Source organism: Mycobacterium sp. (assembly GCF_004298145.1).
GTDB lineage: Bacteria > Actinomycetota > Actinomycetes > Mycobacteriales > Mycobacteriaceae > Mycobacterium.
In genome coordinates, this window is the sequence record NZ_SCRH01000032.1 from 61,272 (window position 1) to 87,534 (window position 26,263).

The following is a 26,263-nucleotide window of genomic DNA, read 5'->3' on the forward strand; positions in this document are numbered from 1 at the left end:
ACCACCGCCGAACCGGAGTGAAACCGCGCGAACGCGGCCCTGTCCACCGCGCGAATGCGGCCCTGTCCATCGCTTCGAGGGGTGCCTACCATCGATGGGGTTAGCCGGAAGTGGTGATTGCGGTGGCCAACGAAGACGGCACGAACCGGGTGGCCCCGGGCATGGCCGATAGAGCCGGACCCGGCCCATTCCCCGTAATCAGCTACCGGTTCTCGAGCACCGACCCGCCTGGGAGTGAAGTCCGATGAATGTCCATCCTCCGGCTATCCGGATCGAGATGGAAACCCGTCAGGACGTACCCATCCTGACGATAAGGGGTGCGCTCGATAGTGCTACCTATCTCGCCGTCCGCGACGCCGTGATCACGGCGTCGATCGACGAGCGGCGTGCGGTGATCGTCGATATCGACCGTTTGCACGCTTCATCCGTTTCGGCCCGGACGGTGTTCAAAAGCGCTCGGTGGCATGTCAGCGTGTAGCCGGACGTCCCGATACTGCTGGTGTGTGGACAACTAGCGGTGCGTCGCGCGATCGCCACGGCCGGTGTCACCCGATATGTGCCGATACATTCCACCCGGGAGCCCGGCCGGCGCGAAGATGCCGATCGCGGTGCCGACATGGTCTCCGGACTGGCCATCGTCGCCGCGGTGACCCGGGCGTGGGGTGCGGCGCCGACGTGTTCGGGCAAAACCGTATGGACATTGGTCGGTCGGGAAAACCAGCTCTGACGCCTCGCCGGGGCGGTGGCGTACCGCGCAAGCGCGTTTAACCAGCTCAACCGCGTCCAGCGGACGAAATTCCAGCCACCAAACGAAGCGGTGATCTTGTTCGTTTCGCGGACGCCCCCAAGTGGTATGCCACGTGATGTTGGGGCGGATGGATGACGCGTGCGGAGGGAACCGCGGTTGAAGATCGCAATTGTCAGCGGCGATGACGTCGTCGGGGAGGATCCCGAGCAGCTGGGTGGCGCGCTGAGCGCCCAGGGGCATGACGCGACGGTCTGCCTGCGGCAAGGCGGTCGACGACGCGCCAAGGCAGCCGTCGGCGGCTTTCGCCGCGTGTCGGTTGCCGCCGGCCCGCGTTCGGCGGCCTCCGCCGTCGACGTGTTGCCCTATGTCGGGGACTGGGCGGCAAAACTCGAGCGCGCCTGGTCGAAGGAACGGCCCGACATCGTGCATGCGTACGGATGGCTGGGCGGCTTGGCCTCACAACTGGCCGTACAACATCGGCGTGTCCCGGTCGTGCAGACGTTCTTGGGCCTGGCCGCGACATCGCGCACCCACGCCGTGGCCCCACCGCATCAGTGCGAACGCGAGCGCATCGAGCGGCTGCTGGCGCGGAGCGCGACCTGGGCGACGGGGGAGAGCAGCGCCGAGGTCGACCTGCTGGCCCGATTCCGCCGCAGCCGGGCGCGAGTGTCCGCCTTGACGTGCGGCGTGGACTCCGAGCGCTACACCCCGACCGGTCCGGAAATCGCCCATAACGGGTTTCAACGCATTCTGTGTGTGGCATCGAATCCACTGCAGCATAACGGTTTCGATATCGCGATCAGCGCGCTGTACCGGGTCCCCGGCGCCGAGTTGGTCATCGCCGAAAGCGACGCGACCAACACCGTGCACGACGATGCGCGAGCCCAGCTGCATTATCTCGCCAAGGAATTCGGGGTCGCCGACCGAGTCCGTTTCGCGGGTACGATCGCCGGCAATGAGTTGCCGATATGGATCCGGTCCGCCGACGTCATGGTGTGCACACCTCGCCGACCGCCGCGTCCCTCGACCGTGTTACAGGCCATGGCCAGCGGTGTGGTGGTGGTCGCCGCGACCGTCGGCGCCCTGGCCGACGTCGTACTCGACGACATCACCGGCATCGTGCTGCCGCCGGAAGATCCCGCCGGCCTGGCGGCCGCTTTGAGAAGGCTTCTCGCCCAGAGTTTTCAGTGCGAAAGCATGGGCGCGGCCGGTCGCAGCCGTGCACAGTCACGCTTCGCATGGCAGCGGATTGCGCTCGACGCGCTGAATGTTTACCAACGCCTGGGGGCGCAAGACCGGGCACTGACAGCTCTGTCATCGATGGCGGCACGGTGATGCAATGACGAGGGTGCCCACGGTCTGTCATCTGAGCCGGCCATGACCACCGCGACGAGCGTGACCGACAGAAAGCCCTCCGGGGTGCTCATCAGTTCTGCCGGCGAACCGGCCGAGGCGACTCGGACCGAATGCTGTCCCGCCCGTCCAGTGCCCGGAAGTGAGTCCGAGCAAGAGCTCCACCCAGTCGCGGTGGAATGCAAGGAATTTCGTGGCAGCGACGCAAAAGCGGCGCGCCGGCTTTTCGCCGGCGCTTATCGGCCTGGCTGGCGGATCTCTGAGTTCAGCGGCCACTGTGCGGTGTCACATCGGCGCAGGAACACCGGATCGATGACGGTGGACGAGGTGGCGATCCAGGGGCGATTGACGCTCGAGATTCCCGCGGCCGACGCGATTGTCGTGATACAGCCCCGCGCGGGATCGCTGAGCATTGCCGGCGGCCCCCCGGCGACGGCGGACTTCCCGATTCTCGTCGCGCACGGCATGTCCCGTGTACTGCGCTGCAACGGCGCGCGTTTCGATGTGGTTGTCCTCGCGGCGGATGTGCTGCACACGGTCGCCGCCGAGTGGCAAATGGCGTTGTCGCAACAGACCCAGTTCCTGAAGTGGCGTCCACGCTCGCGCGCCGCCGTGCGGGCCTGGCATCGAGCGTTTGACTATGTGCTGATGACGTTGGCCTCTGCCGACACCGCCCGGCAACCGATGATCGCCGCGGGCATGGCCAACCTGCTGGCCGGCGCATTGCTCGAATGCTACCCGTCCAACCTGACCGAGCAGGATCCGGCCGGCAACCTCGCGCTGCCCGAAACGCTCGAGGAGGCACTGTCTTTCATTCACCGTCACACCACCGAGGACATCGGCATCAACGATGTCGCAGCCGCGGTGCATCTGACGCCCCGGTCGGTCCAGTATCTGTTCCGCCGCGAGCTCGACACCACTCCGACCGAGTACATGCGTCGTGTCCGGCTCCGCTGCGCTCATCAAGAGCTGATCGCGGCGACAACAGGTACCTCGACCGTCACCGAAATCGCCCAGCGGTGGGGATTCGCGCACACCGGGCGGTTCGCCGTGCTGTACCGGCGGACCTACGGCCAAAGCCCCCACAACACGCTGCGCCAACATACCCCGGCGTGACAGCGGCGTGGTCAACCGCTCAGGCGGTGCAAGAGGTGGTTTGCCGCATAGCGGCCACTGAGTACCGCGCCGGTCGCCGTGGCCGGATTGTCCACGCCGACAGCCTCGCCCGCCAGGTAGAGCCGGTCGCTGATCGGCTGCTGTAGCCGGCGCCGGTCGTCGGGCCCCGAGCCGGGCGGGTGAAACGAATAGGCGCCGAGTGCATACGGATCGACGCTCCAGCTCGATGTCCGGACGTCGGTCAGCGAGATGTTGTCACCGAAGAGCCGGCGGGCGATCGGCAGCGCGCTGGCTAACAGATCCTCTGGCCGGCGCGACTCCACGAATCGGCCGCGGGTGCCGCCGTTGAGCGCGACCGCGATCGGGCCCGCGTCGCTTCCCAAGGTGAACCATTGCGACCACAGCCCGTTCTCGGGTCCGAGGTATTGGTAGAAGGCGTTGTCCGCCTTCCAGTTTCGTCGATCGAAGCGGAAGAAGCTCTTGGACAGGACGCCGAAGCCCAGCGCGTCGATCGCCCGGGCATGCCCGTCGGGGAGCGGTGGATCAAACGTGATCGCACCGGATTTCAGTACGCCGAGGGGAACCGTGACGATCGCGGCGGGTCCCTGGAACAACCTGTCCTTGGTCCGCACGACGACAGCGTCGTCGCGTTGCACGATGGCGGTGACCGGTGTGTTGAGCTCGATCGCAAGCCCGTCGGCGAGCAACTTCGGCAGGGCGTCATAGCCGTCGGTGATGACGTCCTGGTCACCGCCGGCGTAGGTACCCTTGTCAAAGGTGCCGGCCGACAGCTGATCCGCATCGGCGCCGTACTCGTCCTCGACCTCGGTGGTGAGGTAGAAAGCCAGTTGGGCTCGATCGGATGCGGAAAGCTTCGCGGCGGTGGCGGTGGCCTCGACGGCGGCGCCCAGGCTGCCCGCGTCGCCCCGGCTGCGAGCCCGTTCCACAAACGTGCGCCAGGTGGCGCTGCTGTAATCCGCCGGCCGTAGTGCGGGATCGGTCACTAGTTCGGCCCACCCGGAATAGTCGGTGGCGACCAGCCGGGCCCCCGCCCGCCGCGCCAGTTCGGTCAGCGGATTGTCCGTCGCGCCATGGATCCACGACGCACCCAGCTCCAGCGGCGCGCCCCAGGTGCGGTCGGTGCACACCCTGCCGCCGATGCGGTCGCGGGCCTCGAGGACGCGCACCGGCCGCCCCGCGTCGGCAAGGCTGCGCGCGGCGGACAGTCCCGCCAGCCCGGCGCCGACGACGAGGACCGACGTGGTGTCCGCGGGCGGCGATTTGTCCGGTGTGCGGCCGGCGGCGGCCGGCGGGTGCTTCGGCGCGCACGCGGCCGCCAGCCCGGCGCCGGCCACGCCCGTCGTGGCCGCGAGGAACGCCCGACGCGACAACCAGGACACGGGTCAAGCGTCTCATAAGAATCGTTTGCCGGATTTCCCAAAACCCAACCCAAAGTCGGGATATGATCGCCTCATCCTTAGCTGCGGCGACGGGGCCGTGTTCGAGGGGGGAGCGGCGAATGAGTGCTCGACGAGCGGTACGCGCAATTGACCCGGTCCCCGAACAGCTGCCACCGAGTGAGACCGTGGCGGTACGCGCGGCCGACGGCACCCGGCTGCACGCGGAGGTGTTCGGGCCGCCCGACGGTTACCCGATCGTCTTGACGCACGGCATCACCTGCGCGATCCGCGCATGGGCACACCAGATCGCCGACCTGGCCGGCGACTACCGGGTGATCGCCTTTGATCATCGCGGGCATGGCCGCAGCGGCGTGCCGCGGGCCAAGGGTTACAGCCTCAAACACCTTGCGTCCGACCTGGATTCGGTGCTGGATGCGATGCTGGCGCCACATGAGCGGGCGGTGGTGGCCGGCCACTCGATGGGCGGCATCACCATCGCCGCGTGGTCGGAACGCTACCGCCACAAGGTTCCCCGGCGCGCCGACGCCGTCGCGCTGATCAACACCACGAGCGGTGACCTGATCCGGAACGTGCAATTGCTCGCGATGCCGCGCGCCTTGGGGCCGGCTCGAGTGCTGGCCGGGCGGGCATTGATCAGTGCGTTCGGTGGGTTTCCCGTCCCTGGTGCGGCCCGCGTCCCGAGCCGCCACGTGGTCGCGATGCTGGCCACTGGACGCGACGCCGACCCGAACATCGCCCGGCTCGTCTATGAGCTCTTCGAAAAGACGTCGCCGCTGGGACGGGCCGGATGTGCCAGGGCGCTGGTCGAGGCGGTGGGGTCTCGGTATCTCGACCTGGGCGGGTTGACGGTGCCGACCCTCGTCATCGGCAGCGAACGCGACCGGCTGACACCGATCAGCCAGTCCCGCAGGATCGCACGTGACGCGCCCAATCTGATTGGGCTGGTGGAGCTGCCCGGGGGGCACTGCTCGATGCTGGAGCACCCCCGCGAAGTGAACCGCCAACTGCGCGCGCTGGCCGAAGCGGCGACCCACAACTTGGCGGCCAGCCGGATCAGCTCATAGCAGCGCGGTGATCTCGGCGGCCGCGCGCTGGCCGGACCTGATCGCCCCGTCGAGAAACCCGGTCCACTCGTCGGCGGTTTCGGTGCCGGCCCAGTGAATCGGCCCCACCGGCTCGCGCAACCACCGCCCGAACCGTGTCCATGACCCCGGTGGCACCGCTGCGGTCGGGCCGCCGGGCGCGAATTCCTCCGCGCCCCAACGATGGTCGACATAGTCGAGGGGTTTGAGGGCGTCATCACCGAAAAGTGTTGCAAAGCAACGTAAGACGTCGCGGCGACGCTGATCGCCGGGCAGCGAGTCGAACGCGCGGGCATCGACGAAACCCATCAGGATGCCCGGACCGTCCGGGTGCGGGCTGACGTCGAAGGTGATGAACACGGGCCGCTCGTCGGACAGCGCCTGCCCGGAGAATCCGTTGGCCCGCCAGAACGGCGTGGCATAGGCCGCATACGCCTTACTGAGCCGGCCCTGCGGCCAATGCCGGGCGAGTTGCTCGTACTCGGCGGGCAGCGGGGGAGTGAACTCGATCGAGGCGCGGTGGGCCGGCGGGATCGCGACGATGACGAAGCCGGCCTCGGTTTCGCCGATGTCGGTCGTGACGGTGACGCCCGCCCCGTGGCGCTCGATGCGCCGCACCGGCGCGCCCAGCACCACCCGCGTGCCCAGTTCGGCGGCCGCGGCCTCGGCGATCTGTTGCGTGCCGCCGGGAAAACGGTCCTGTTGGGCGCCGTCCTCGACGTCGAGCAGCCGGTCCAGGCCGCCGGCCGCGTGCGTGTAGCGGGCGGCGTGCAGCATCGACACGTCGTCGGGTTCGCACCCCCAGGTCACCCGCGCCACGATCGCCAGCAGGTCATGCGACGAGGCGGTCGCACGCACCGAGCGCAGCCAGCCGCCGAGCGACAGGCCGTCGAGTTCGCGCGCCCGGCGGGCATCCCACGGGGCCGCCAGCGGGACGCCGCGGGCGATCCTGTCGAACTGCCAGCGCAGCCGGCCGATGTCCAGCAGGCCGGTCAGGGAAAGTTTGGGAATGGTGCCGCGATAGGCGTGCGTCCAGCCGCGCCAGTGGATCAGGTTTTTGCCGTCGTGGTGCGTCGCGGTGGTGGCGACGTGGAGTTCGGCCGCCATCGCCAACACGGCGTCTTGGGTCGGCCCGACGAAAGTGCCGCCCAGATCAGCCGGCAATCCGGCGACGCTGCCGGTCAGGGACCGTCCGCCGACCCGGTCGCGGCCCTCGAAGACCACCACGTCATGGCCCTGTCGGGTCAGTTCGCGCGCGGCGGCAAGCCCGGCGAAGCCCGCTCCGACCACGACAACGTCGACGATTCGCGGCGGATCTGGCACGCGCTCTAGTGAACAGCATTTCCGCGGTTCGCAGGGCAAAACTGTGAAGCCCGCGAACATCGACTTGTTGCGCGAAATGGGCCGGCGGATTCAGGCGGTGGATGCAACACCGGGTGGTTTGGACGGTTTCGAGAGTAGGGCTTCGAGGGCTTCAGCGGGTGTCTTCCAGCCCAGTGTCTTGCGGGGTCGAGTGTTGAGTTTGGCGGCGACGAAGTCGAGGTAGTCGGCGGGAAATACTGACAGGTCGGTTCCTTTGGCAAAGTATTGGCGCAGTAGGCCGTTGGTGTTTTCGTTGCTGCCGCGCTGCCAGGGTGAGTGAGGGTCGCAGAAGTAGATGTCGAGGTCGGCAGCCGCGGCGATGGCGAGGTGATTAGCCATCTCATGGCCCTGGTCCCAGGTCAACGAGCGGCGCAGCGCCGAAGGCAGCTGGGCCATCTTGGCCACAACGGCGTCTTGGACCGCCACCGCGCCGTGGTCATGTGGAAGATGCAGCAGCATCACGAAGCGGGTCGTGCGCTCCACCAGGGTCCCGATCGCTGATTTTGATTCAGCGCCGACAATCAGGTCGCCTTCCCAATGCCCGGGCACCGCGCGGTCTTCGACCTCGGCTGGGCGCTCGCTGATGTTGATCATGCCCGGGATACGTCCGCGGCGTTCGGCTACCCGACGTTGTGGTCTGCGCAATGCACGCCCGGTACGCAGACAACGATGCAACTCGCGACGCAGCTGACCACGTCCTTGCACGTAGACCGACTGATAAATCGTCTCGTGAGACACCCACATCTCCGGATAGTCGGGGAATTCCGCGCGCAGCCGCGCCGCGATCTGCTCGGGGCTGTGCTGCTCGTCCAACCGAGTTTGCACCTCGACGCGTAACCGTTGGTTACCGGCCAGCTTGCCTAGTTTCGGGCGTCGGGCCCGACGTTGGTTGCGGGCCTGTGCAGCCGTGGGTGTGTATCGCGGTCGTCGCAGCGGGCCGCCCCGCCAATGCGCGCCAAATCTGTACTGCGCCCGGTAGCGGCCCCGTCCGGCACTGCTGTTGTTTTTGATCTCCCGCGAGATCGTCGAGGGCGCCCGCCCGAGCCGACGGGCGATATCACGCACCGATTCCTGGGCCGCGACGCCCAACGAGATTTCCTCGCGCTCCTCAAAGTTCAGCCGCGGCCGGCGTCGTGGCCCTTCGACGGGAAAACGTGGTTTCACCCCGCCAACATGAGCAAACTAATTCCTGCCAGTGCCCGACGACACGCCGACAGCCAGACCGGCATCCTCCGGCGTCAACCCTGCCCCGACACAATCCCAAAACTCACGAACGACACACGCCAACGGCAAAGGGCGCATCAACACTCCCAACTAGCGAAGTGTTGCAACCACCCCCTGAACTCAAGGCCGGAAATCTCCGAATAAGTCGACGTTCGGGGTCTGGTTACGGTGCGACCGTTAACCAGTCCTTGAATCCCGAGGGGTCATGCCGGCCGAGCGCGCCGTGCTCGTAGAGGCCCCAGCCCTCCACCGCGGCCTTGTTGCCGTCGCGGCACACCGCCCGGCCCACATGGTCGATCACGCCGAAGCCGGCGCGCGCGATGATCGCCGGGTCGGTCATGTCGTAGGTCAGCCGTTCGGCGAATTTCTCGCCCTTCCACATGCCGTGTATCCAGTCGGAGTCGCCGCCGTAGCCACCGCCGACGTGGATGGGGACCGGCAGCTTGGACTCCACGTCGAAGTGGATTGCGGTGCCGTCGGGGGCGGTGGCCTCGATCGTCGCGCCGGTCGGGATGCGGGTGCCGGAGCGGTAGTGGATCTTCGCCCGCGGCCAGCCCAGCTGCTCGACGCGGCCGTCGCGCCAGATCCGGGTGCAGTCGTTGAGCGAGCGGAACCCGTTGGGCTCCTCCTGGATGATCAGCACGATCGCGAACTCGTCGAACGCCATCGGCACGTAGAGCCACCACATGCCCTCGAAGGGCGGGTCGGCGGGCCGGCCCGCGGGCTCGGCCTCGCCGATCGGACGGATGCCCCAGGACCGGTCACGGCTGCCCAGCCAGGTGTCGGCATCGACGTCGATTTGCTCGCCGTCGATGACGATGTGCCCGCTCCAGCTGCCGAGCTGCGCGAAACGCTGGGCGTCCAGCGTGACCCGGTTCCCCGAACGCAGGATGTGCGGCTGTTCCTGGACGACGTCGAACAGCCCTTCCCAGGTGAGATCGGCTGCGATACCTTCGGTTTCGTCGAGGACCAGCCGCAGCTTGTGCAGCGGCTCGACGACCTCGATCCGGTAACCGTTGACGTGCTGATTGAGCCGGTCGGAGTCGATGGCGTCCGAAACATGTACGGCGGTCTGCGTATCCCCGCGCCGCACCAGCAGGAACGCGTCCTTGACCCCGAGGTTCGGGTAGTAGCCGATGCCGCTGATCACGAAGATGTTCCCGGTGCGGTCGTGGGCGTTGAAGTAGGAGCGGTCGTAGAAGTTGCGGTCCGAGGAGCCCGGCCAGGCGATCGGCTGGGGGATCTGATGTACCGGGAATTCGTCGAGCGGTCCGAGCATTACTGGTCCTCTCCGATAAGGCTTCGCATCAATCCGGCGTGGTAGAACAGCGATTCGACATCGTCGGGTCTTTCGGTTTCGCCGAAGTGCACCCGACGCGCGCCGGTGCGCATGAACACGCATGCCCACATCACGCCCGAGTACACGTAAAACCAGTGCAGGTCGCCGATCTCGACGCCGGTCAGGCGCGCATAGGTGGCGCGCACATCGTCCTCGCGCATCACCTCCGGCAACCCCGGCAGCGTCGCCAGGCCGGCAAGTTCTTGAAAGACCATGTGCGCGAAGATCATCCACCCCACATCGAGCTCGCGCGGTCCCAGTGTCACCATCTCCCAGTCCAGCACCGCCACCGGCTGGAAGTCGCGATACAACACGTTGCCGACCCGCGCGTCGCCCCACAGCAGCACCGGTTCGGCAGCGGCCGTTTCGGTCGGCCAGTTGGCTTCCAGCCAGTCGAAGGTGCGTTCCAGCAGTGGCGATCGCCCGATGTCGGGCACCGCGAAGTCATACCAGGACCGCACCCAGTTGAAGTGCTTGCGCAGCCCGGTATCCCCGGTTTGCCCCTCGGTGAGGAAGCCAAATGTGTTCTGCGCGTCCGGAATCGAATGCAACCGCGCCAGTACACCGACGGTGGCGTCTTGGAGCTCGCGTTGCCGCTCGGTGGGCGCGTCGGCGAACCAGTTACCGCCGAACGTGTAGGGCATGACGTCGGGCGGCACCTCACCGTCGACGTAGTCCATCACGAAGAACGGGGTGCCGAGGACATCCCCGGTGTTTTCCAGCCAGCGCACCCGGGGGACCGGCACGTCGGTCAGTTCGCCGACCTTGCGGATGACGTCGAATTGGTGGTCGAGCCGGTAGACCGGGAAGACCTGCACGTCCTCGGCGGTGGGCGCCACCCGCGCCACCAGCTTCTGCTCCGTCGGCTGCCCGTCCTGCTGCCAGCGGGTGGTCAAGATGATGGTTTCCGACGACATGCCCGTCGAATCCACGCCGCTTTCCACGGTCACTTCGGGTTTGGCGCCCTCCGGCAGTACGGTAGAAAGCCAGCGCGACATCACCGTCGGCACGGCGGTGACGTCGCGGCTGGAGCGCTGCAGCCGGTCGACATTATCGACTGCCGGTTCTGTGGCCACGGGCGGTGCCTCCATTCTTTGAGACTTTTTCGCGGCAATTACGATACGGTAGGTAGCGTTATGAAAGCAGACCTGTCCGGCCTTGACAAGGCCCCCGGCGCCGGCCGCCCGCGCGATCCGCGTATCGACTCGGCCATCTTATCGGCGACCGCGGAACTGCTTGTCCAAACGGGCTATTCAAACATCAGTCTGGCCGCGGTCGCCGAGCGTGCCGGCACCACGAAATCGGCGCTGTACCGGCGGTGGTCGAGCAAGGCCGAACTGGTGCACGAGGCGGCCTTCCCGGTGGCCCCGACCGCGCTGGAGGCGCCCGCCGGGGACATCGCCGCCGACATGCGGATGATGATCGAGGCCACCCGCGACGTGTTCACCACCCCGGTGGTGCGCGCCGCGCTGCCCGGCCTGGTGGCCGACATGACGGCCGATCCCGCGCTCAACGCGCGGGTGATGTCGCGATTCGCGGACCTGTTCATCGCGGTGCGGGTGCGGCTGCGCGAGGCGGTTGACCGCGGTGAGGCCCACCCCGATGTGGATCCGGACCGCTTGATCGAGTTGATCGGCGGAGCGACGATGCTGCGGATGCTGCTGCGTCCGGAAGAAGAACTCGACGAGGCGTGGGTGGAACGGACCACGGCCATCGTCGTGCACGGGGTGCGGCGATGACGGGCCGGCTTGCGGGGCGCGCCGCGATCGTCACCGGCGCCAGCCGCGGCCTGGGCCGGGCGATCGCGTTGGCGCTGGCGGCCGAGGGGGCCGCGGTCGCGGTCGGCGGGCGAACCGAAGAGGTCTGGGATGACCGGTTGCCGGGAACCATCGGTGAGACGGTCGCCGACATCGAGGCGGCGGGCGGGCTTGCGGTCGCGGTCCGGGCCGATCTGACCGACCGCGACGAGATCGCCCGGTTGGTGGAGTCGGCGCGAGATGCGTTGGGCCCCATAGCAATCCTGGTCAACAATGCGGCCTTCACCGCGCCCGGCCGACCACCGGTGCCCGGCGCCGAAGTGCGCACCAAGTCTGCCAAACCACCGAGTGGCGCCGCCAAGCCTGGCTGGCCGGGGTTCGTCAGTACGCCCTTGCGCGCGTATCGCCGGCATTTCGACATTGCGGTCTTTGCGGCGTACGAGCTGATGCAGATGGTGTGCCCCGACATGATCGAGGCGGGTGGTGGCTCGATCATCAACATCACCTCGGTCGCGTCGCGGCTGCCCGGTGACGGCCCGTACGCCGACCGCAGCGGCGGGGTGCTGCCCGGATACGGCGGATCCAAGGCCGCGCTCGAGCACCTGACCCAATGCGCGGCATTCGATCTCACCGACCACAACATCGCGGTGAACGCGCTCTCGCCGTCCAGGCCGATCCTCACACCCGGGCTCTCCTACTATGCCCGCAACTTCGACGACACCGCCTCGGCGGACGAATTCGCCCGGGCAGCAGTGGAATTGGCCCTGGTCGATCCCGCCAAGGTCACCGGTCGCACCATCGGTCACCTGCAGGTCCTCGATGGCAGTTTCCGGCCGTTCGCGCTGGACTAGGCGGGAGCGGCCGCGGTCACGGCGTTGATGATCACGGCGTGCAGTCGATGCCGTTGCAGGGACTGAAATCCCGCATGCAGCAGCAGGCGATCGGCGCGTGCGACGGACTGCGCGATCTCTGCCATGTGGGGCGCGGCGTCGATACCGGCGAGCAGCGTGGCGCGGGCGTAACGCTCGGCCAGCGCGTGGAGCGGGCACCGAAACGGTTGACGCCAAAACTTGCGCGACATTAACTGCCTTCGGGCGGATCTGGATCACCGCGGAGAAGCTCGTCGGGATGGTGTGCGTGATTGATGCCCGGCGGTCCGGTGCCGTCGGTCCAGCCGAGTCGCCCATTGCCGGCGACCGCAGTTCGCCATTCGCCGCGGCTCACCGCGCGGTGGTCGGGCCCGCAGGCGAAAAACAGCTTGTCCGCGTCGGTCCCGCCGCCGGCTATCCAGTCGGGCGCATGGTGAACTTCGCAGTGATACCCGGGTTCGAGACAATTGGGGCGGGTACATCCGCGATCGCGCGCATAGCAGATGATCCGCTGATCTGCGGTCGCGATACGTTTTTGGCGGCCCAGATACAACGGCCGGCCGGTGTGTTCGTCGAACACGGCCAAATAGTGAACTGCCTTGGCCGCCATACGAAGCAGATCCGGCATGGGTAGCCGGGAACCACCACCGGTCAGCGCCGGCGCGGGCATCGGAATCGACGAGTCGACCGCGGCGTGCGCGGCCCGGTCGAGTTCGGCCAGCGTGGTGGTGGCGATCACCGTGACGGGATGGCCGCGGTGGACGCCGAGACCGCCGGAGCCGATGGCGGATTCGAGGCCGAGCTTGAGGGCGTCATGGCAGCGCTGGGCCGGTGTGCGCGCATCGCGCGCGTCGCGATCGCAATCCGCGCCCTCGGGCTGATGGCGCCCGGGCCGTACGGCCGCTTCGACGGCTTCGAAGTAGGCGCGGGCCTCGGGATCCAGCAGTCCGGATAGCCGGGACATACCGTCGGGACCTTGCGGGCCGAGATGCAGACTGCGACGGCGGGCACGGTCCTCGTCGGTGAAAAGGCCATCGGGATTGAGATAGTCGGCGATCCGCCGGCCCAGTTTGGTGACGACGGCGGCGTCCAGTTTGGCCGCATGCTGCACCAGCTTGCGCTCGGCCTCTGCCGCATCGCCGGGGGAGACGCGGGAGGGCAACGTATCCACCGCTGCACAAACGGCGCGGATGTGGTCCTCGCCGACCGTGCCCGCTGACACCGCCGCCGCCAACGCGGGGAGCTCGGGCTCTAGCGGTGGGCCGGTCAGGGAGCGTCGCGGCCGGATCCGGACCGCGAGTTTGAAGCGGCGGGTGATCTCTTGGGGCGTGATACGAAGCCGCGCCCACAGCACGCCGCGCACCGACGGCAGCACCCCGGGGCCGTCCGGCGGGTCGGCGATTTCGCCGAAGATTCGGTACATCAGCCCCCGGTTGGTGCGGTGCTGGGTCTCCAGCCGTTCGGCGACCTCGACCCGGAAGGCGTTGCCGACTACATCCGTCGAGGTCTGACGCAGCGCGTTGTGTGCCGAGTCGATCACATCGAGCGCGGCGCCGATCCGCGCCTGCGCCTGCGCCGCGTTCATCAGGGGACCCACGCCGCCCACGGTAATCGAATATATGTTCGACAAGGTGGAGGTGAGGTCAATCTGTGGATGAACCGCCGACTGTGGATAAGCCCGGCGCCAGTCCTGGCCCTAGGGCCGCCTGACGTGCAAGTATGAGCAAAGCCAGTGCCGCAACGGCGGCAGGCAACCGGTTGAGTGGTGTGCCAATGCCTGGTATGGACAAGCCGACAGGGCGAGTCGTTGCCCTGATCGTTCTCCTACTCGTGGTCGCGGCCGCCCTGCGCGGGTACCTCCCGGCTCCGCACCATGCGGTGCGCGGCGAGTCGGGCGGCCGGGCAGCGCTGGTGCTCGTGGTCGCGATTCTGGCCGCGATGCTCGCGTTGGTCGCGATCGCGGTCGTCGCGCGGTTGCGAGACCCGCGTGCGCCCGCGCCATCCGCCGGTGCACTGTCCGACATGTTGGGCACCGGCAGGGGCCGACCGAGTTGGCGCGTGTTGTTGATCGGACTGGCGGTGATCGTGGCCTGGCTGCTGATCGTGATGCTGCTGGCCCGGCTCCTGGTGCCCCACCCCCTGGCGCCCGCTCCGTCACCATCCGAGACCGGCGCCCTTCCGTCGTCGCATGCGACCACGCCTCCGCAGCAAGGTCAGCACCGTCCGCGCGACGGCTCGCAGAACATGCTGGGGGTCTTGCTCGCCGGCACGGTCGTGATGTTGTTGATGGTCGTCGCGGGAGCGGTCGCCACGGCGAGGCGGCGGCGCCCGACGGCACCCGGCATCGCCGACGAACCGGTCGAATCCCGGGCGCCGGGGGCGCCTTCGCGGTCATTGGCCCGGGCGGCCGAACTCGGACTGGCCGAGATGACCGACCCGCGCCGGGAACCGCGCGGGGCGATCATCGCCTGCTACGCCGCGATGGAACGCGAACTCGCACACGTTCCCGGCGCGGTCCCCCAGGACTTCGACACCCCGTCCGAGGTGTTGGCCCGTGCGGTCGAACGCCATGCCCTGCAGGCCGGTAACGCCGTCCAATTGGTGGACCTGTTCACCGAGGCGCGGTTCAGCCCCCACGTGATGAACGAGAGTCACCGCGACGTGGCGGTGCGCGTGCTTCGGCTGGTCCTCGACGAGCTGGGATCGCGGAGCGTCGTATGAAAAAGACCACGGCCCTGGGTGTTTGCCTCGTCGTAGGCATAGAACTGCTGGCGCTGACGCAGCATGACCGGCGACTGGTGTTGGCGGCCTCCGGTATTGGGTTGGCCCTGGTGCTGCTCAGCCTGCGACGTGCCCTGGGGCGAGGGCTTGAGCCCCACGCAGAGTCGGACCCCGACGATCTCGGGGATTCGTTGCGCCGCTGGCTTTCCACCACCGAGACGACGATCCGGTGGTCGGAGGCCACCCGTGCCGACTGGGACCGGCATCTGCGTCCGATGCTGGCCCGGCGCTACGAGATCGCTACCGGCCAAAGACAAGCCAAAGACCCTGCGGCATTCCACGCAACGGGTCGGATGCTCTTCGGTGTTGAACTGTGGGACTGGGTCAATCCCAACAACGTCATCCGCAGCGGTGACCGCCAACCGGGACCGGGCCGAGCGGCGCTGGAAGAGATTCTGCGAAAGTTGGAGCAGGTATGACAGGGGGCGCGATCCACACATGACGCTGCCGACGGCAACCACGACCGCACACTGCGAGGCGATTCTCGACGAAATAGAACGCGCGGTGGTGGGAAAACGCTCCGCGCTCAGACTGATCCTCACTGCGGTGCTCGCGCGCGGCCACATCCTCATCGAAGATCTGCCGGGCCTCGGCAAGACACTGATCGCCAGATCCTTCGCGGCCGCGCTGGGTCTGAAATTCACCCGGGTGCAGTTCACGCCCGATCTGCTACCGGCGGACCTGCTCGGGTCGACGATCTACGACATGCAATCGGGCCGTTTCGCCTTCCGGCCCGGGCCCATCTTCACCAACCTGTTGCTTGCCGACGAGATCAATCGCACGCCGCCGAAAACCCAGGCGGCGCTGCTGGAGGCGATGGCCGAAGGCCAGGTCAGCATCGATGGCGAAACACACCGGCTGGCAAGGCCTTTCATCGTGCTGGCCACCGACAACCCGATCGAGTACGAGGGCACGTACCCGCTGCCCGAGGCGCAGCTCGATCGGTTCGCGATCCGGCTGGAATTGCGGTATCTCACCGAACGGGACGAAACCTCAATGCTGCGCCGTCGCCTCGAGCGCGGTTCGGCCGAGCCGACGGTCAATCAGGTTGTGGACGCGCACGACCTGCTGGCGATGCGGGAATCGGTCGAGCAGGTGACCGTGCACGAGGACGTCCTGCATTACGTGGTGTCGCTGGCCAATGCGACGCGGCACCATCCGCAGGTTGCGGTTGGCGCCAGCCCGCGCGCCGAACTCGATCTGGTGCAGCTCGCCCGCGCGCGGGCGCTGCTGCTCGGCCGCGATTACGTGATCCCCGAGGACGTCAAGGCGCTCGCCACCGCGGCGGTCGCGCACCGCATCACCCTGCGCCCGGAGATGTGGGTGCGAAAGATTCAGGGCGCCGATGTCATCGGAGAGCTGTTACACCGGCTGCCGGTACCGCGAACCGGCGCGAGTTCTGCAGAGACCGGATGAGTTCGGCGTGACGCAAAGCCGGGAGGTCGAATTCCGCTGGCGTGCGTCGGGATTGACGCGGGCTGCCGCCACCTGTGCGGGGTTCGCGATTGCCGCTGCCGTGGTCGGCGCCCGCTGGCAGCTGATCGCGTTCGCGGCGCCGCTGCTCGGTGTGCTGTGCTCGATCAGCTGGCAGCGGCCGGTGCCGACGATTCGCGTGCACGGTGAGCCCGACGCGCAGCGATGCTTCGAAAACGAACAGGCGCACGTGCGCGTGTGGATTACCGGGGAAGAAGAAGGATTATCGGACGTCCAGGTCACGGTCCCCGACGTCGACGGGATGGATCTCGAGATTCCCGATTTTGATGCGGGCCAAGGGAAAGCGGTGGCCGCGACCGCGCAGCGCTGGGGCCGGTACCGGATCGTGGCCCGCGTCGAGGCGATCGCGCGCGGCGGGCTGCTCGCGGGCACGGCTCTGGTCGACGCCGCCGAGGTCATCGTGTTTCCGCTGACGCCGCCGCAGGCAACGCCCATCCCGCAGATCGAATTACTCGACCGACTGGGCTCCCATCTGACCCGGCATATCGGCCCTGGTGTGGAATACGCCGATATCCGCCCCTACGTGCCCGGAGACCAACTGCGCGCTGTGAATTGGCCGGTGAGCGCGCGTCGCGGTCAGCTACATGTCACGGAGCGGCTGACCGACCGCGCCGCCGACGTCATCGTGCTGATCGACGGGTACCGCCAGCCGGCGGGTCCGGCGACCGCGGCCACCGAACGGGTCGTTCGCGGTGCGGCGCAAGTGGTGCAAACCGCGTTGCGGCACGGTGACCGGGCCGGAATCGTCGCACTCGGGGGCAACCGTCCGCGCTGGCTCGGCGCCGACATCGGGCAGCGCCAGTTCTATCGGGTGCTCGACACCGTGCTCGGCGCCGGCGACGGATTCGAACGCACCACGGGCACGCTGGCGCCACGCGCGGCGGTCCCGGCCGGGGCGATCGTCATAGCGTTCTCCACGTTGCTCGACACCGAATTCGCGCTCGCCCTCATCGATCTGCGCAAGCGGGGCCATGTCGTGTTGGCCGTCGACATTCTCGACAGTTCACCGTTCGAAGACGAGCAGGATCCCCTGATCGATCGGATGTGGGCGCTGCAGCGCTCCGCGATGTATCGCGACATGGCCACGATCGGTGTCGACATCGTGTCGTGGCGAGGCGACGGCGGTCTGGAGCAGTCGATGGGGGTGCTGCCCGATCGCCGTCGCCGGGTGCGCGGGAGGCTTCGTGGATAACGGTGGCACGGGCGCGCTGGCGCGGGTGGGGGCACCCGCGTTCGCGATCGGGTTCGGTCTGCTGATGGTGGGGTCGGCCGCCGACGGCTCGCACGGATTCGCGGTTGCGGCGTGGGTGGCGGCGCTGATCGCCGTTGGGGTTGGCACCGTATTCCGCCCCGCCGCAACGGTTGCCGCGCTGTTGGCGGCCGCGACCGTCGTGCTGTCCGACCCACCGCCCGTGTTCGTCGCCCTGTCCGGACTGTGCGCGGCCGCCTATCTGGTGTGCCGTCATGCGGTGGGCGCGGCCGCCCCGGTGGTGCTGGGTAGCTGGCCGACAGCCGTTGCCGCCGTGGGGTTTACGTTCGCCGGGCTGGTCGCGACGTCGTTTCCGCTGCAGCTGCCCTGGCTGCCGTTGGCCGCCCCGCTGGGAGCGCTGGCGATCTACCTGTTGGCTATCCGGCCGTTTGTGGGCTGACCGCAGGCACGACCGCGTGGCGCTTGATCAGTGCAGCAGATGCGCGGCCTGATCGGCCAGGTCGAGCAGGGGCTGCGGGAATATGCCCAACGCCACGGTGACCGCGGCGCAGACCGCGATCGCGGCCTTGCTCAGGATGCCCGGCGCCACCACATGCGGGGTGTCCTCGGTCGCTTCGGTGAAGAACATCGACACGATCACCCGCACGTAGAAGTAGGCGGCGACGCCGCTGGCGACCACACCGACGATCACCAGAGGCACGGCACCCCCCTGGGCGGCGGCCCCGAACACGGCGAGCTTGCTGACGAATCCACTGGTCAACGGGATACCGGCGAAAGCCAACAGGAACATCGAAAACATCACGCCCACAATGGGTGAGCGCTGACCGAGCCCCGCCCAGTGCGACAGCGAGGCGTCCTCGACACCGTCGTCGTCGCGGATCAGGCCCACGATGGCGAACGCGCCCACGGTGCTGAAGCTGTAGGCGAGCAGATAGAACAACGTGGAGGAGAGCCCGGTGTGGTTGTCGGCGATGACCCCGGTGAGGATGAACCCGACGTGGGAGACCGACGAGTAGGCCAGCATCCGTTTGACGTCGGTCTGGTTCACCGCGGTGATGGTCCCCACCACCATGGTCAGGATGGAGATGGTCCACAGCACCGGGCGCCACTGATCGTGCAGCGGCGGCAGCGCGACGTAGACCACCCGAAGCAGCGCACCGAAAGCCGCGACCTTGGTGGCCGAGGCCATGAACCCGGTGATGGGGGTGGGGGCACCCTGGTACACGTCGGGAATCCACGAGTGGAACGGAACGGCGCCGACCTTGAACAGCAGGCCGACCGACAGCAGTGCGACACCGACCAGTGCCAGCGAGCTGTCGCCGCGTGCGGTCAGCGCATCCCGGATGCCGGTCAGCAGCAACGTGCCGGTCGCGCCGTAGAGCAGCGCCACGCCATACAGGAAGAACGCCGACGAAAACGCGCCCAGCAGAAAGTACTTCATGGCCGCTTCCTGCGACAGCAGGCGGCGATGACGAGCCAGGCCGCACATCAAATACAGCGGCAGGGACAGCACTTCCAGCGCGACGAACATGGTCAGCAGGTCATTGGAGGCCGGAAAGACCATCATGCCGCCGACCGACAGCATCACCAGCGGGAAGAGCTCCGTCTGCGCGGCGCCGGCCCGCTCGGCGTCCCGCTCGGCGTCGCTGTCGGGCACCGCTGATGCCTGCGGGGTGAACGAGTCCAGGCCGCCCGGGCCGGCCCCCACCGAAACCTTGCTTTCCGTTTTGACCTGGCTCCGCTCGGCCATGAAGATGACCGCCATCACCGCGACCAGCAGCACGGTGCCCTGCAGAAACAGCGTGGGTCGGTCGATGGCCATGGCGCCCAGCACCGCGGTACGTCCGGAGCTGGCGATCGAGCGGCTCACGGCGATGACTGCGACGAACGCCGCGATCAAACCGCCGAGGGCAAGCGTCACTTGGCCGCCGTAGCGAGCCCGCCTGGGCAGGAACGCTTCAGCGAGGATGCCCACCACGGCGATACCGAACACGATGAGGGTGGGAGACAGCAGGAAGTACTGGATGCTGGGTGTGGGGAGGGTCATCGCGGTCCTTCAGCGGTCCGGGCTGCTTCGACTGGCCTGGGATTTCCCACCGGCACAATCGGTTTGGGGTCGTGCTGACCGATGGTGGTCATGGTGTTCTCCACGGCGGGATTGATGATGTCGAGCACGGGCTTGGGATAGATCCCGAGCCCGAGCAGCAGCGCGATCAGCGGTGCGACGACGATCAATTCGCGCGCCTTCAGGTCCCCGATCTTCTCGTTGCCGCTGGCGACCGGTCCGGTCATCACGCGCTGATAGAGCCACAACATGTACACGGACGACAGCACCAGCGCGGTGACGCCGAATCCGGCGGCCAGCCAGTACCGGTTGAAAGTTCCCAACAGGACCAGGAATTCGCTGATGAACGGCGCCAGACCGGGCAGTGACAAGGTGGCCATGGCCGAGACCAGGAAGGTGCCCGCCAAGACGGGCGCCACCTTCTGCACACCGCCGTAGTCGGCGATCGCCCGGCTGCCGTGCCGCGATATCAGGAACCCTGCGATCAGGAACACCGCCGCCGTGGACAGGCCGTGGTTGAGCATGTACAGCGTCGACCCGCTCTGGCCCTGGGTGGTCATCACGAAAATACCCAGGATGATGAACCCGAAGTGCGAGATCGAGGTGTAGGCGATCAGGCGCATGATGTCCGTCTGGCCGATGGCGACGACCGCCCCGTAGACCACCCCGATGACCGCCAGCACGACGATCAGCGGACGGAAATACGTTGAGGCGTCGGGGAACAGCTGCAGGCAGTAGCGCAACATACCGAAGGTGCCGACCTTGTCCATCACCGCCATCATCAGCACCGCGGTCGCGGGGGTGGCTTCGACCGCGGCGTCGGGCAGCCAGCGGTGGAACGGCCACAACGGCGCCTTGATCGCGAACGCGAACATGAAGCCCAGGAACAGCGCCTTGAACACCGCGGAGTCCGCCCCGTAGCGGCCGGAGGCGACGCCGGCCACGATCTCGCGGAAGTCGAACGTACCCGACCCGTGCTCGGAGGTCACCACGTACAGCCCGATCACCGCGGCCAGCATGATCAGCCCGCCGAACAGGTTGTACAGCAAGAACTTCACGGCCGCGCGCGACCTTCCGGGCCCGCCGCCGAAGCCGCCGATGAGGAAGTACATCGGGATGAGCATGGCTTCGAAGAACACGTAGAACAGCAACACGTCCAGCGCGATCACCGAGATCAGCACCATCGACTCGATGGCCAGCGTCAGGGCGATGTAGGCATGCACACTTCGTGACGACCGCAAGCTCGGCGAAGCCGGGCGCAGCGGGTCGTCACCATCGCCGCCGTCGTTCCAGCCGGCCACCTGCAACACCGGGATCAGTACCGCTGTCAGCAGCACCAGCACCACCGCGATGCCGTCCACGCCCAGGGTGTACCCTGCGCCGAAAGCCGGGATCCACTCGTGTTTTTCGACGAATTGGTAAGCGTCGCCCCCGGTCTTGAACCCGAGAGTGACGACGATCGCCACCGCCAGGGTCAGGAGGCCGAAGGCCAGGCCGGTCCACTTGGCGAGCTGTCGCAGCCCGGGGGGCAGAAGGATGATCAGCACCGAGCCGGCCAGCGGGACCAGCCACAGCACGCTGAGCCACGGAACCGAATTCATCAAACCCGAGCTCACCACAGTCTCACCGCCAGGATCAGCGCGACCAGCAGCACCGCGCCCGTCAGCATCGACAATGCGTAGCTGCGGGCGAAGCCGGTTTGCAGCCCCCGCAGGCGATCTGATGTCGCGCTCACCAGCGCCGCCAGCGCGTTGACCGAGCCGTCGACACCCGCGTTGTCGACTTCGACAAGCGCGTGGGTCAGTTGCGCACCGGGGCGCATGAACACCTCCTCGTTGAAGGCATCGCCGTAGAGGTCGGCGCGCGCGGCGGTGGTAAGCACCGAGGCGGGGGCCGGGGCGACCAGGGGGATGGGTGCGGTGCCGTACATCCGGTAGGCCACCGCGATGCCCACGATGACGACCCCCAGCGCCACGACGGTGGTGACCCAGGCCGGCAGCGCATGGGCGGCCTCTTCATGCGCGCCGACGACCGGTTCGAGCCAGCGCTGTAGGGCGCTTCCCCACCACAGCAGCAATCCCGAGAACGTCGAGCCGACCGCGAGCAGGATCATCGGCCACTTCATCAAGGCCGACACCTCGTGCGGATGGGTGCCCGGGGCCCAACGCTTTTCGCCGAAGAAGGTCATCAACATGACGCGCGTCATGTAGAAGGCGGTGATGCCGGCGCCCAGCAGTGCGGCCCCGCCCAGCACGTAGCCCCGGGTGTCGCCGGTGGACAGCGCCGCCTCGATGATCTTGTCCTTCGAGAAGAATCCGGCGAACGGCGGTATGCCGATGATCGCCAGGTATCCCAACCCGAAGGTGGCGAACGTGACCGGCAGTGCGGCGCGCAGACCGCCGTAGCGGCGCATGTCCTGCTCTTCGTGCATCGCGTGGATGACCGCGCCGGAGCCGAGGAACAAGCCCGCCTTGAAGAAACCGTGGGTGAGCAGATGCATGATCGCGAACGCGTAGCCGGCCGGGCCCAGGCCGGCGGCCAGCACCATGTAGCCGATCTGGCTGATCGTCGACGCCGCCAGCGCGCGCTTGATGTCGTCCTTGGCGCAGCCGATGATTGCGCCGAACAACAACGTGACGGCGCCGACGATGACCACCGCCAGTCGCGCGTCGGGCGCCAGGTTATACAGCGGGTTGGAGCGCACGATCAGGTAGACACCCGCGGTCACCATGGTGGCGGCGTGGATCAGCGCGGACACCGGGGTGGGGCCCTCCATCGCATCACCCAGCCAGGCCTGCAGCGGGATTTGCGCGGATTTGGCGCAGGCGCCCAGCAGCAACAGCAATCCCATCGCGGTCAGCGCGCCCCGGTCGGCGCCGGGCGCCCCGGCGAACACCCCGGCATACGACAGGGTGCCGAAATTGCTGAACATCACGAACATCGCCAGGGCCAGCCCGGCGTCGCCGACCCGGTTCATCACGAAGGCCTTCTTGGCGGCCGTTGCTGCCGTCGGCTTGTGGTACCAGAACCCGATCAGCAGGTAGGAGGCCAGGCCCACACCTTCCCAGCCGAGGTAGAGCACCACGTAGTTGTCGGCGACCACGAGCAGCATCATCGCGGCGAGGAACAGGTTGAGATAGCCGAAAAACCTTCGGCGGCCGGGGTCTTCGGCCATGTAGGCGACCGAATAGATGTGGATCAGCGACCCGACCCCGGAGATCAGCAGCGCGAAACACACCGACAGCTGGTCGATCTGCAGTCCGAAGTCTACCTGGAGCCCTCCGACGGGAATCCAGCTGAACAGCCTCTGGTGGATGACGCGGTCGTCGGCGGCGCGGCCGAGCAACTCGCCCAGCAGGCCCAGGCCCACGCCGAATGCGGCGAGGGCGGCGGCGCAGCCCAGCCAATGCCCCCACCGGTCGGTGCGCCGCCCGCCGAACAGCAGGATTGCGGCACCCGCCGACGGCAGCGCCACCAACAGCGGAGTGTATTGAATCATGTTGGCGTCTTCAGCCTTTGAGTAGATTCGCGTCGTCGACGGATGCCGATTTGCGGGCACGGAAAATGGTCATGATGATGGCCAGGCCGATGACCACTTCGCAGGCGGCGACCACCATCGTGAAGAACGCGATCATCTGCCCGTCCAGGTGGCCGTGCATCCGCGCGAACGTGACAAAGGCGAGGTTGACCGCGTTGAGCATCAGCTCGATGCACATGAACATCACGATGGCGTTGCGGCGCAACAACACACCGGCGGCCCCGATGGTGAACAGCAGCGCCGAAAGGTACAGGTAATTAGCCGGATTCACGACACACCACCTTGGGACAAACTCGGACTTTCCTCGGGGGACGGAGTCCTCTTGCCGTCGGCGCCGCGGCTGCGCAGCATCGGCGACACCGAGAGCGTCGAATACGAGCCGTCCGGAAGCAGCGCGGCCATGTCGACGGCGTTGTGACGGGCGTAGACACCGGGGCTGGGCAGCGGGGTGGGGTGCCCGCCGGGCTGGAATCGTTCCTGGGAGAGCTCGCGTTGGGTCTTGCGGCGCTCGAAACGTTCGCGGTGCGCCAGCACCATGGCCCCGACCGCCGCGGTGATCAGCAGCGCGCTGGTGAGCTCGAACGCCCACAGGTAGCGGGAAAAGATCAGCGCCGCCAGCCCTTCCACGTTGCCGGCGGCGTTCGCGGTGGTCAGCCCGGCGAAACCGCCGGTGGCCACGTTGCCCATGGCGGCGATGAGCAGAATGCCGAACCCGGCACCGGCGGCCACCGCGGCGACGCGCTGACCCCGCAGCGTCTCCCGCAGCGATTCCGCGGAGTCCACGCCGATGAGCATCAGTACGAACAGGAACAGCATCATCACCGCGCCGGTATAGACCACGACCTGAACGACGCCCAGGAACAACGCGTCCTGGATCATGTAGAACACGGCCAGGATGATCATGGTCATCGCCAGGAACATCGCCGAGTACACGGCGTTGACCGCCACGACCACCCCGAGCGCACCGATCACGGCCAGCGCGCCCAGCACCCAGAACGTCACCGCTTCGCCCGTGGAGGTTCGAACGATGGTGTCGTGGGAAAAACTGGAGGCCAGATAGGAGGCCGAAGCGACGGCGTGGCCTGCGAAACCGGTCACCGAGAATCCCCGGTGCGCTCGGTTTCCCGCAACCCGTGTGCGGTCACATTGCCCTGGTAGTAGTCCTTGTCGGTGGCGCCGGCGGCCCTGGGGTGCGGCGGCGCGAGCATGTCTTGCAGCAGCGGGGCCAGCAGCTGGTCCTTCTCGTAGATCAGGTCGGCGCGGTTGTCGTCGGCCATCTCGTACTCGTTGGTCATCGTCAGCGCCCGGGTCGGGCAGGCCTCGATGCACAGGCCGCAGCCGATGCAGCGCAGATAATTGATCTGATACACCCGGCCATAGCGTTCCCCGGGTGAATACCTGAGTTCCTCGGTGTTGTCGGCGCCCTCGACGTAGATCGCGTCGGCCGGGCACGCCCAGGCACACAGTTCGCACCCGATGCATTTCTCCAGGCCGTCCTCGTAACGGTTCAGCTGATGACGGCCGTGATAGCGCGGCATGATCGGGCCCGGCTTTTCCGGATACTCCTCGGTGACGCGCTTTTTGAACATCGATCCGAACGTCACGCCGAATCCGGCCACGGCATCCAAGAATTTAGCCACGTGCTTCCTCCTTGCTCGCTGCCTCCAGGGACTTCAGGGTTTTCGCCGGCAGTGGCGGTGTCGGGAACACCGGTGCGGAGCCTGGTATGGCCGGGAGCTTTTTCGCCTCGCGCCGCAGGTGTCGCTCCAGCGCGCGAATGCCCGGCGCGCTGAACGGTTTTCGCAGCGACAACAGCAGCGCCGTCGCGAACACGATGCTGCTGACCACCAGTACCGGGGTCCAATACGCATACCCCTGGTTGCGCAGGGTGCGGATCACCGCCGCGATCAGCACCCAGACCAACGACGCCGGAATCAGCAGCTTCCAGCCCAGCCCCATGAACTGGTCGTAGCGCAGCCGGGGCAACGAGGCCCGCAGCCAGAAGTAGATGAACAAGAAGGTCCACATCTTGGCGGTGAACCAGAGCACCGGCCACCAGCCGGTGTTGGCGCCCTCCCACATGTTCAGCGGCCACGGGGCATGCCAGCCACCGAAGAACAGGACGGTGGCGAGCGAGGACACCGTCATCATGTTGACGTACTCGGCGAGCATGAACATCGCGAACTTCAGCGACGAATACTCGGTGTGGAATCCCGCGACCAGCTCACCCTCGGCCTCGGGCAAATCGAATGGCGCCCGGTTGGTTTCGCCGACCATCGAGATCAGATAGATCACGAATGACGGCAGCAGCAGGAACGCGTACCAGACCCGGTCCTGCGCGGCGACGATCTGTGACGTGGACATGGAGCCGGCGTAGAGGAACACCGCTGCGAACGACAACCCCATCGCCACCTCGTACGAGATGACCTGGGCGGTGGAGCGCACCCCGCCCAGCAGCGGGTAGGTGGACCCGGAGGCCCAGCCGCCCAGGACAATTCCGTATACCCCGATGGCCGACAGCCCCAGAATGAACAGCACCGCGACGGGGAGGTCGGTCAGCTGCAGCGGTGTGCGGTGACCGAACACCGACACGACGGGGCCGAACGGGATGAACGCGAAGGCGGTGAACGCCGGGATCGTGGAGATGACCGGCGCCGCGAAGTAGACGAACTTGTCGACGCCGCCCGGGGTGATGGTTTCCTTGAGCGCCAACTTGATTCCGTCGGCCAGGCTCTGCAGGACACCCCACGGCCCCGTCCGGTTGGGGCCGGGCCGCCGCTGCATCCAGCCGAGAATCTTGCGTTCGAGGAGGATCGCGACCAGCACGTTCACCATGAGGAACGCGAAGACGGCCAGCGCCTTGCCGAGCACCAGCCACCAGGTGTCGTGCCCGAATGCGGTCAA

At 67.3% G+C, this 26,263-nt stretch carries 24 protein-coding genes and 1 pseudogene; 11 read left to right on the plus strand and 14 right to left on the minus strand.

The annotated features are described in order from the left end of the window. Nucleotides 1–244 precede the first annotated feature (244 nt). The 3 genes and pseudogenes from EPN51_RS12215 to EPN51_RS12225 all read left to right on the plus strand — a co-directional run bounded on the left by EPN51_RS12215 (nucleotide 245) and on the right by EPN51_RS12225 (nucleotide 3,217). Nucleotides 245–727: pseudogene (locus EPN51_RS12215) on the plus strand (STAS domain-containing protein). Nucleotides 728–904: 177 nt separating this feature from the next. Continuing rightward, entirely contained in the window at nucleotides 905–2,083 is a 1,179-nt protein-coding gene (locus tag EPN51_RS12220) for a glycosyltransferase (RefSeq protein ID WP_293042583.1), read from the plus strand. Between the two features lie 42 nt (nucleotides 2,084–2,125). Then, a complete protein-coding gene (locus tag EPN51_RS12225) occupies nucleotides 2,126–3,217 on the plus strand; it encodes a helix-turn-helix transcriptional regulator (protein ID WP_293042586.1) in 1,092 nt (363 codons plus the stop codon). Between the two features lie 11 nt (nucleotides 3,218–3,228). On the opposite strand, the gene EPN51_RS12230 is transcribed toward EPN51_RS12225, so the two are convergent. Next, complete coding sequence (locus EPN51_RS12230) at nucleotides 3,229–4,617, minus strand: NAD(P)/FAD-dependent oxidoreductase (RefSeq protein WP_293042588.1); 1,389 nt, start codon at nucleotides 4,615–4,617, stop codon at nucleotides 3,229–3,231. 119 nt (nucleotides 4,618–4,736) lie between these two features. Here EPN51_RS12230 and EPN51_RS12235 point away from each other — a divergent pair, with 119 nt between their 5' ends. Beyond that, nucleotides 4,737–5,702 carry an alpha/beta hydrolase gene (locus EPN51_RS12235; RefSeq protein WP_293042591.1) on the plus strand — a complete coding sequence of 322 codons (966 nt, stop codon included), beginning with the start codon at nucleotides 4,737–4,739 and terminating at the stop codon, nucleotides 5,700–5,702. On the opposite strand, the gene EPN51_RS12240 is transcribed toward EPN51_RS12235, so the two are convergent. The 4 genes from EPN51_RS12240 to EPN51_RS12255 form a co-directional block, all read right to left on the minus strand. Continuing rightward, on the minus strand, nucleotides 5,697–7,043 hold the full coding sequence (locus EPN51_RS12240; RefSeq protein WP_293042594.1) for a flavin monoamine oxidase family protein: 1,347 nt from the start codon (nucleotides 7,041–7,043) through the stop codon (nucleotides 5,697–5,699). The genes EPN51_RS12235 and EPN51_RS12240 overlap by 6 nt on opposite strands. Before the next feature lie 90 nt (nucleotides 7,044–7,133). Beyond that, nucleotides 7,134–8,246, minus strand: a complete 1,113-nt coding sequence (locus EPN51_RS12245) for an IS30 family transposase (protein WP_293042598.1) — start codon at nucleotides 8,244–8,246, stop codon at nucleotides 7,134–7,136. Nucleotides 8,247–8,469: 223 nt separating this feature from the next. Further along, nucleotides 8,470–9,585, minus strand: a complete 1,116-nt coding sequence (locus tag EPN51_RS12250) for a hypothetical protein (protein WP_293042601.1) — start codon at nucleotides 9,583–9,585, stop codon at nucleotides 8,470–8,472. Next, nucleotides 9,585–10,721 carry a phosphotransferase family protein gene (locus tag EPN51_RS12255; RefSeq protein ID WP_293042604.1) on the minus strand — a complete coding sequence of 379 codons (1,137 nt, stop codon included), beginning with the start codon at nucleotides 10,719–10,721 and terminating at the stop codon, nucleotides 9,585–9,587. Before EPN51_RS12255 ends, EPN51_RS12250 begins: the two co-directional genes overlap by 1 nt. A 60-nt stretch (nucleotides 10,722–10,781) precedes the next feature. Here EPN51_RS12255 and EPN51_RS12260 point away from each other — a divergent pair, with 60 nt between their 5' ends. Both EPN51_RS12260 and EPN51_RS12265 read left to right on the plus strand, forming a co-directional pair. Then, nucleotides 10,782–11,384, plus strand: coding sequence for a TetR/AcrR family transcriptional regulator (locus EPN51_RS12260; protein ID WP_293042607.1), 603 nt, complete (start codon nucleotides 10,782–10,784; stop codon nucleotides 11,382–11,384). Then, nucleotides 11,381–12,253 carry an SDR family NAD(P)-dependent oxidoreductase gene (locus EPN51_RS12265; RefSeq protein WP_293042610.1) on the plus strand — a complete coding sequence of 291 codons (873 nt, stop codon included), beginning with the start codon at nucleotides 11,381–11,383 and terminating at the stop codon, nucleotides 12,251–12,253. The genes EPN51_RS12260 and EPN51_RS12265 overlap by 4 nt, the downstream gene beginning before the upstream one ends. On the opposite strand, the gene EPN51_RS12270 is transcribed toward EPN51_RS12265, so the two are convergent. Continuing rightward, entirely contained in the window at nucleotides 12,250–12,483 is a 234-nt protein-coding gene (locus EPN51_RS12270; protein ID WP_293042613.1) for a hypothetical protein, read from the minus strand. The two genes, EPN51_RS12265 and EPN51_RS12270, sit on opposite strands and share 4 nt — an antisense overlap. After that, a complete protein-coding gene (locus EPN51_RS12275; RefSeq protein WP_293042616.1) occupies nucleotides 12,483–13,868 on the minus strand; it encodes an HNH endonuclease signature motif containing protein in 1,386 nt (461 codons plus the stop codon). The genes EPN51_RS12270 and EPN51_RS12275 overlap by 1 nt, the downstream gene beginning before the upstream one ends. A gap of 185 nt (nucleotides 13,869–14,053) precedes the next feature. On the opposite strand from EPN51_RS12275, the gene EPN51_RS12280 reads away from it, so the two are divergent. The 5 genes from EPN51_RS12280 to EPN51_RS12300 all read left to right on the plus strand — a co-directional run bounded on the left by EPN51_RS12280 (nucleotide 14,054) and on the right by EPN51_RS12300 (nucleotide 18,195). After that, a complete protein-coding gene (locus tag EPN51_RS12280; RefSeq protein ID WP_293042618.1) occupies nucleotides 14,054–14,992 on the plus strand; it encodes a DUF4129 domain-containing protein in 939 nt (312 codons plus the stop codon). Next, a complete protein-coding gene (locus EPN51_RS12285; RefSeq protein ID WP_293042620.1) occupies nucleotides 14,989–15,471 on the plus strand; it encodes a hypothetical protein in 483 nt (160 codons plus the stop codon). Before EPN51_RS12280 ends, EPN51_RS12285 begins: the two co-directional genes overlap by 4 nt. A 19-nt stretch (nucleotides 15,472–15,490) precedes the next feature. Beyond that, the gene (locus EPN51_RS12290; protein ID WP_293042622.1) at nucleotides 15,491–16,468 is read left to right on the plus strand and encodes a MoxR family ATPase; all 978 of its coding nucleotides are present in this window, start codon (nucleotides 15,491–15,493) and stop codon (nucleotides 16,466–16,468) included. A 7-nt stretch (nucleotides 16,469–16,475) separates the two neighbouring features. After that, nucleotides 16,476–17,738: a DUF58 domain-containing protein gene (locus EPN51_RS12295; RefSeq protein WP_293042624.1), complete on the plus strand. Its 1,263-nt coding sequence runs from the start codon at nucleotides 16,476–16,478 to the stop codon at nucleotides 17,736–17,738. Between the two features lie 64 nt (nucleotides 17,739–17,802). Then, nucleotides 17,803–18,195, plus strand: coding sequence for a hypothetical protein (locus tag EPN51_RS12300; protein WP_293042730.1), 393 nt, complete (start codon nucleotides 17,803–17,805; stop codon nucleotides 18,193–18,195). Between the two features lie 27 nt (nucleotides 18,196–18,222). On the opposite strand, the gene nuoN is transcribed toward EPN51_RS12300, so the two are convergent. Genes nuoN through nuoH form a run of 7 tightly spaced genes read right to left on the minus strand, consistent with a single transcriptional unit; the run spans nucleotide 18,223 to nucleotide 26,263 of the window. Then, a complete protein-coding gene (nuoN, locus tag EPN51_RS12305; protein ID WP_293042626.1) occupies nucleotides 18,223–19,803 on the minus strand; it encodes an NADH-quinone oxidoreductase subunit NuoN in 1,581 nt (526 codons plus the stop codon). Continuing rightward, nucleotides 19,800–21,422: an NADH-quinone oxidoreductase subunit M gene (locus EPN51_RS12310; protein WP_293042628.1), complete on the minus strand. Its 1,623-nt coding sequence runs from the start codon at nucleotides 21,420–21,422 to the stop codon at nucleotides 19,800–19,802. Before EPN51_RS12310 ends, nuoN begins: the two co-directional genes overlap by 4 nt. 11 nt (nucleotides 21,423–21,433) lie before the next feature. Continuing rightward, nucleotides 21,434–23,320, minus strand: a complete 1,887-nt coding sequence (gene nuoL / locus EPN51_RS12315; RefSeq protein WP_293042631.1) for an NADH-quinone oxidoreductase subunit L — start codon at nucleotides 23,318–23,320, stop codon at nucleotides 21,434–21,436. A 10-nt stretch (nucleotides 23,321–23,330) separates the two neighbouring features. Further along, on the minus strand, nucleotides 23,331–23,630 hold the full coding sequence (gene nuoK, locus EPN51_RS12320) for an NADH-quinone oxidoreductase subunit NuoK (protein WP_293042634.1): 300 nt from the start codon (nucleotides 23,628–23,630) through the stop codon (nucleotides 23,331–23,333). Then, a complete protein-coding gene (locus tag EPN51_RS12325; protein ID WP_293042733.1) occupies nucleotides 23,627–24,415 on the minus strand; it encodes an NADH-quinone oxidoreductase subunit J in 789 nt (262 codons plus the stop codon). Before EPN51_RS12325 ends, nuoK begins: the two co-directional genes overlap by 4 nt. A 38-nt stretch (nucleotides 24,416–24,453) precedes the next feature. Continuing rightward, nucleotides 24,454–24,999, minus strand: a complete 546-nt coding sequence (nuoI, locus tag EPN51_RS12330) for an NADH-quinone oxidoreductase subunit NuoI (protein ID WP_293042636.1) — start codon at nucleotides 24,997–24,999, stop codon at nucleotides 24,454–24,456. Beyond that, on the minus strand, nucleotides 24,992–26,263 hold the full coding sequence (nuoH, locus tag EPN51_RS12335; protein WP_293042736.1) for an NADH-quinone oxidoreductase subunit NuoH: 1,272 nt from the start codon (nucleotides 26,261–26,263) through the stop codon (nucleotides 24,992–24,994). Before nuoH ends, nuoI begins: the two co-directional genes overlap by 8 nt.

Coding starts and splice junctions, on each gene's coding strand:
- EPN51_RS12225 (WP_293042586.1), top strand. CDS start 2,126: ATGACCACCGCGACGAGCGTGACCGACAGAAAGCCCTCCGGGGTGCTC.
- EPN51_RS12235 (WP_293042591.1), top strand. CDS start 4,737: ATGAGTGCTCGACGAGCGGTACGCGCAATTGACCCGGTCCCCGAACAG.
- EPN51_RS12250 (WP_293042601.1), bottom strand. CDS start 9,585: ATGCTCGGACCGCTCGACGAATTCCCGGTACATCAGATCCCCCAGCCG.
- EPN51_RS12260 (WP_293042607.1), top strand. CDS start 10,782: ATGAAAGCAGACCTGTCCGGCCTTGACAAGGCCCCCGGCGCCGGCCGC.
- EPN51_RS12265 (WP_293042610.1), top strand. CDS start 11,381: ATGACGGGCCGGCTTGCGGGGCGCGCCGCGATCGTCACCGGCGCCAGC.
- EPN51_RS12270 (WP_293042613.1), bottom strand. CDS start 12,483: ATGTCGCGCAAGTTTTGGCGTCAACCGTTTCGGTGCCCGCTCCACGCG.
- EPN51_RS12280 (WP_293042618.1), top strand. CDS start 14,054: ATGGACAAGCCGACAGGGCGAGTCGTTGCCCTGATCGTTCTCCTACTC.
- EPN51_RS12285 (WP_293042620.1), top strand. CDS start 14,989: ATGAAAAAGACCACGGCCCTGGGTGTTTGCCTCGTCGTAGGCATAGAA.
- EPN51_RS12290 (WP_293042622.1), top strand. CDS start 15,491: ATGACGCTGCCGACGGCAACCACGACCGCACACTGCGAGGCGATTCTC.
- EPN51_RS12300 (WP_293042730.1), top strand. CDS start 17,803: ATGGTGGGGTCGGCCGCCGACGGCTCGCACGGATTCGCGGTTGCGGCG.
- nuoN (WP_293042626.1), bottom strand. CDS start 19,803: ATGACCCTCCCCACACCCAGCATCCAGTACTTCCTGCTGTCTCCCACC.
- EPN51_RS12310 (WP_293042628.1), bottom strand. CDS start 21,422: ATGAATTCGGTTCCGTGGCTCAGCGTGCTGTGGCTGGTCCCGCTGGCC.
- nuoL (WP_293042631.1), bottom strand. CDS start 23,320: ATGATTCAATACACTCCGCTGTTGGTGGCGCTGCCGTCGGCGGGTGCC.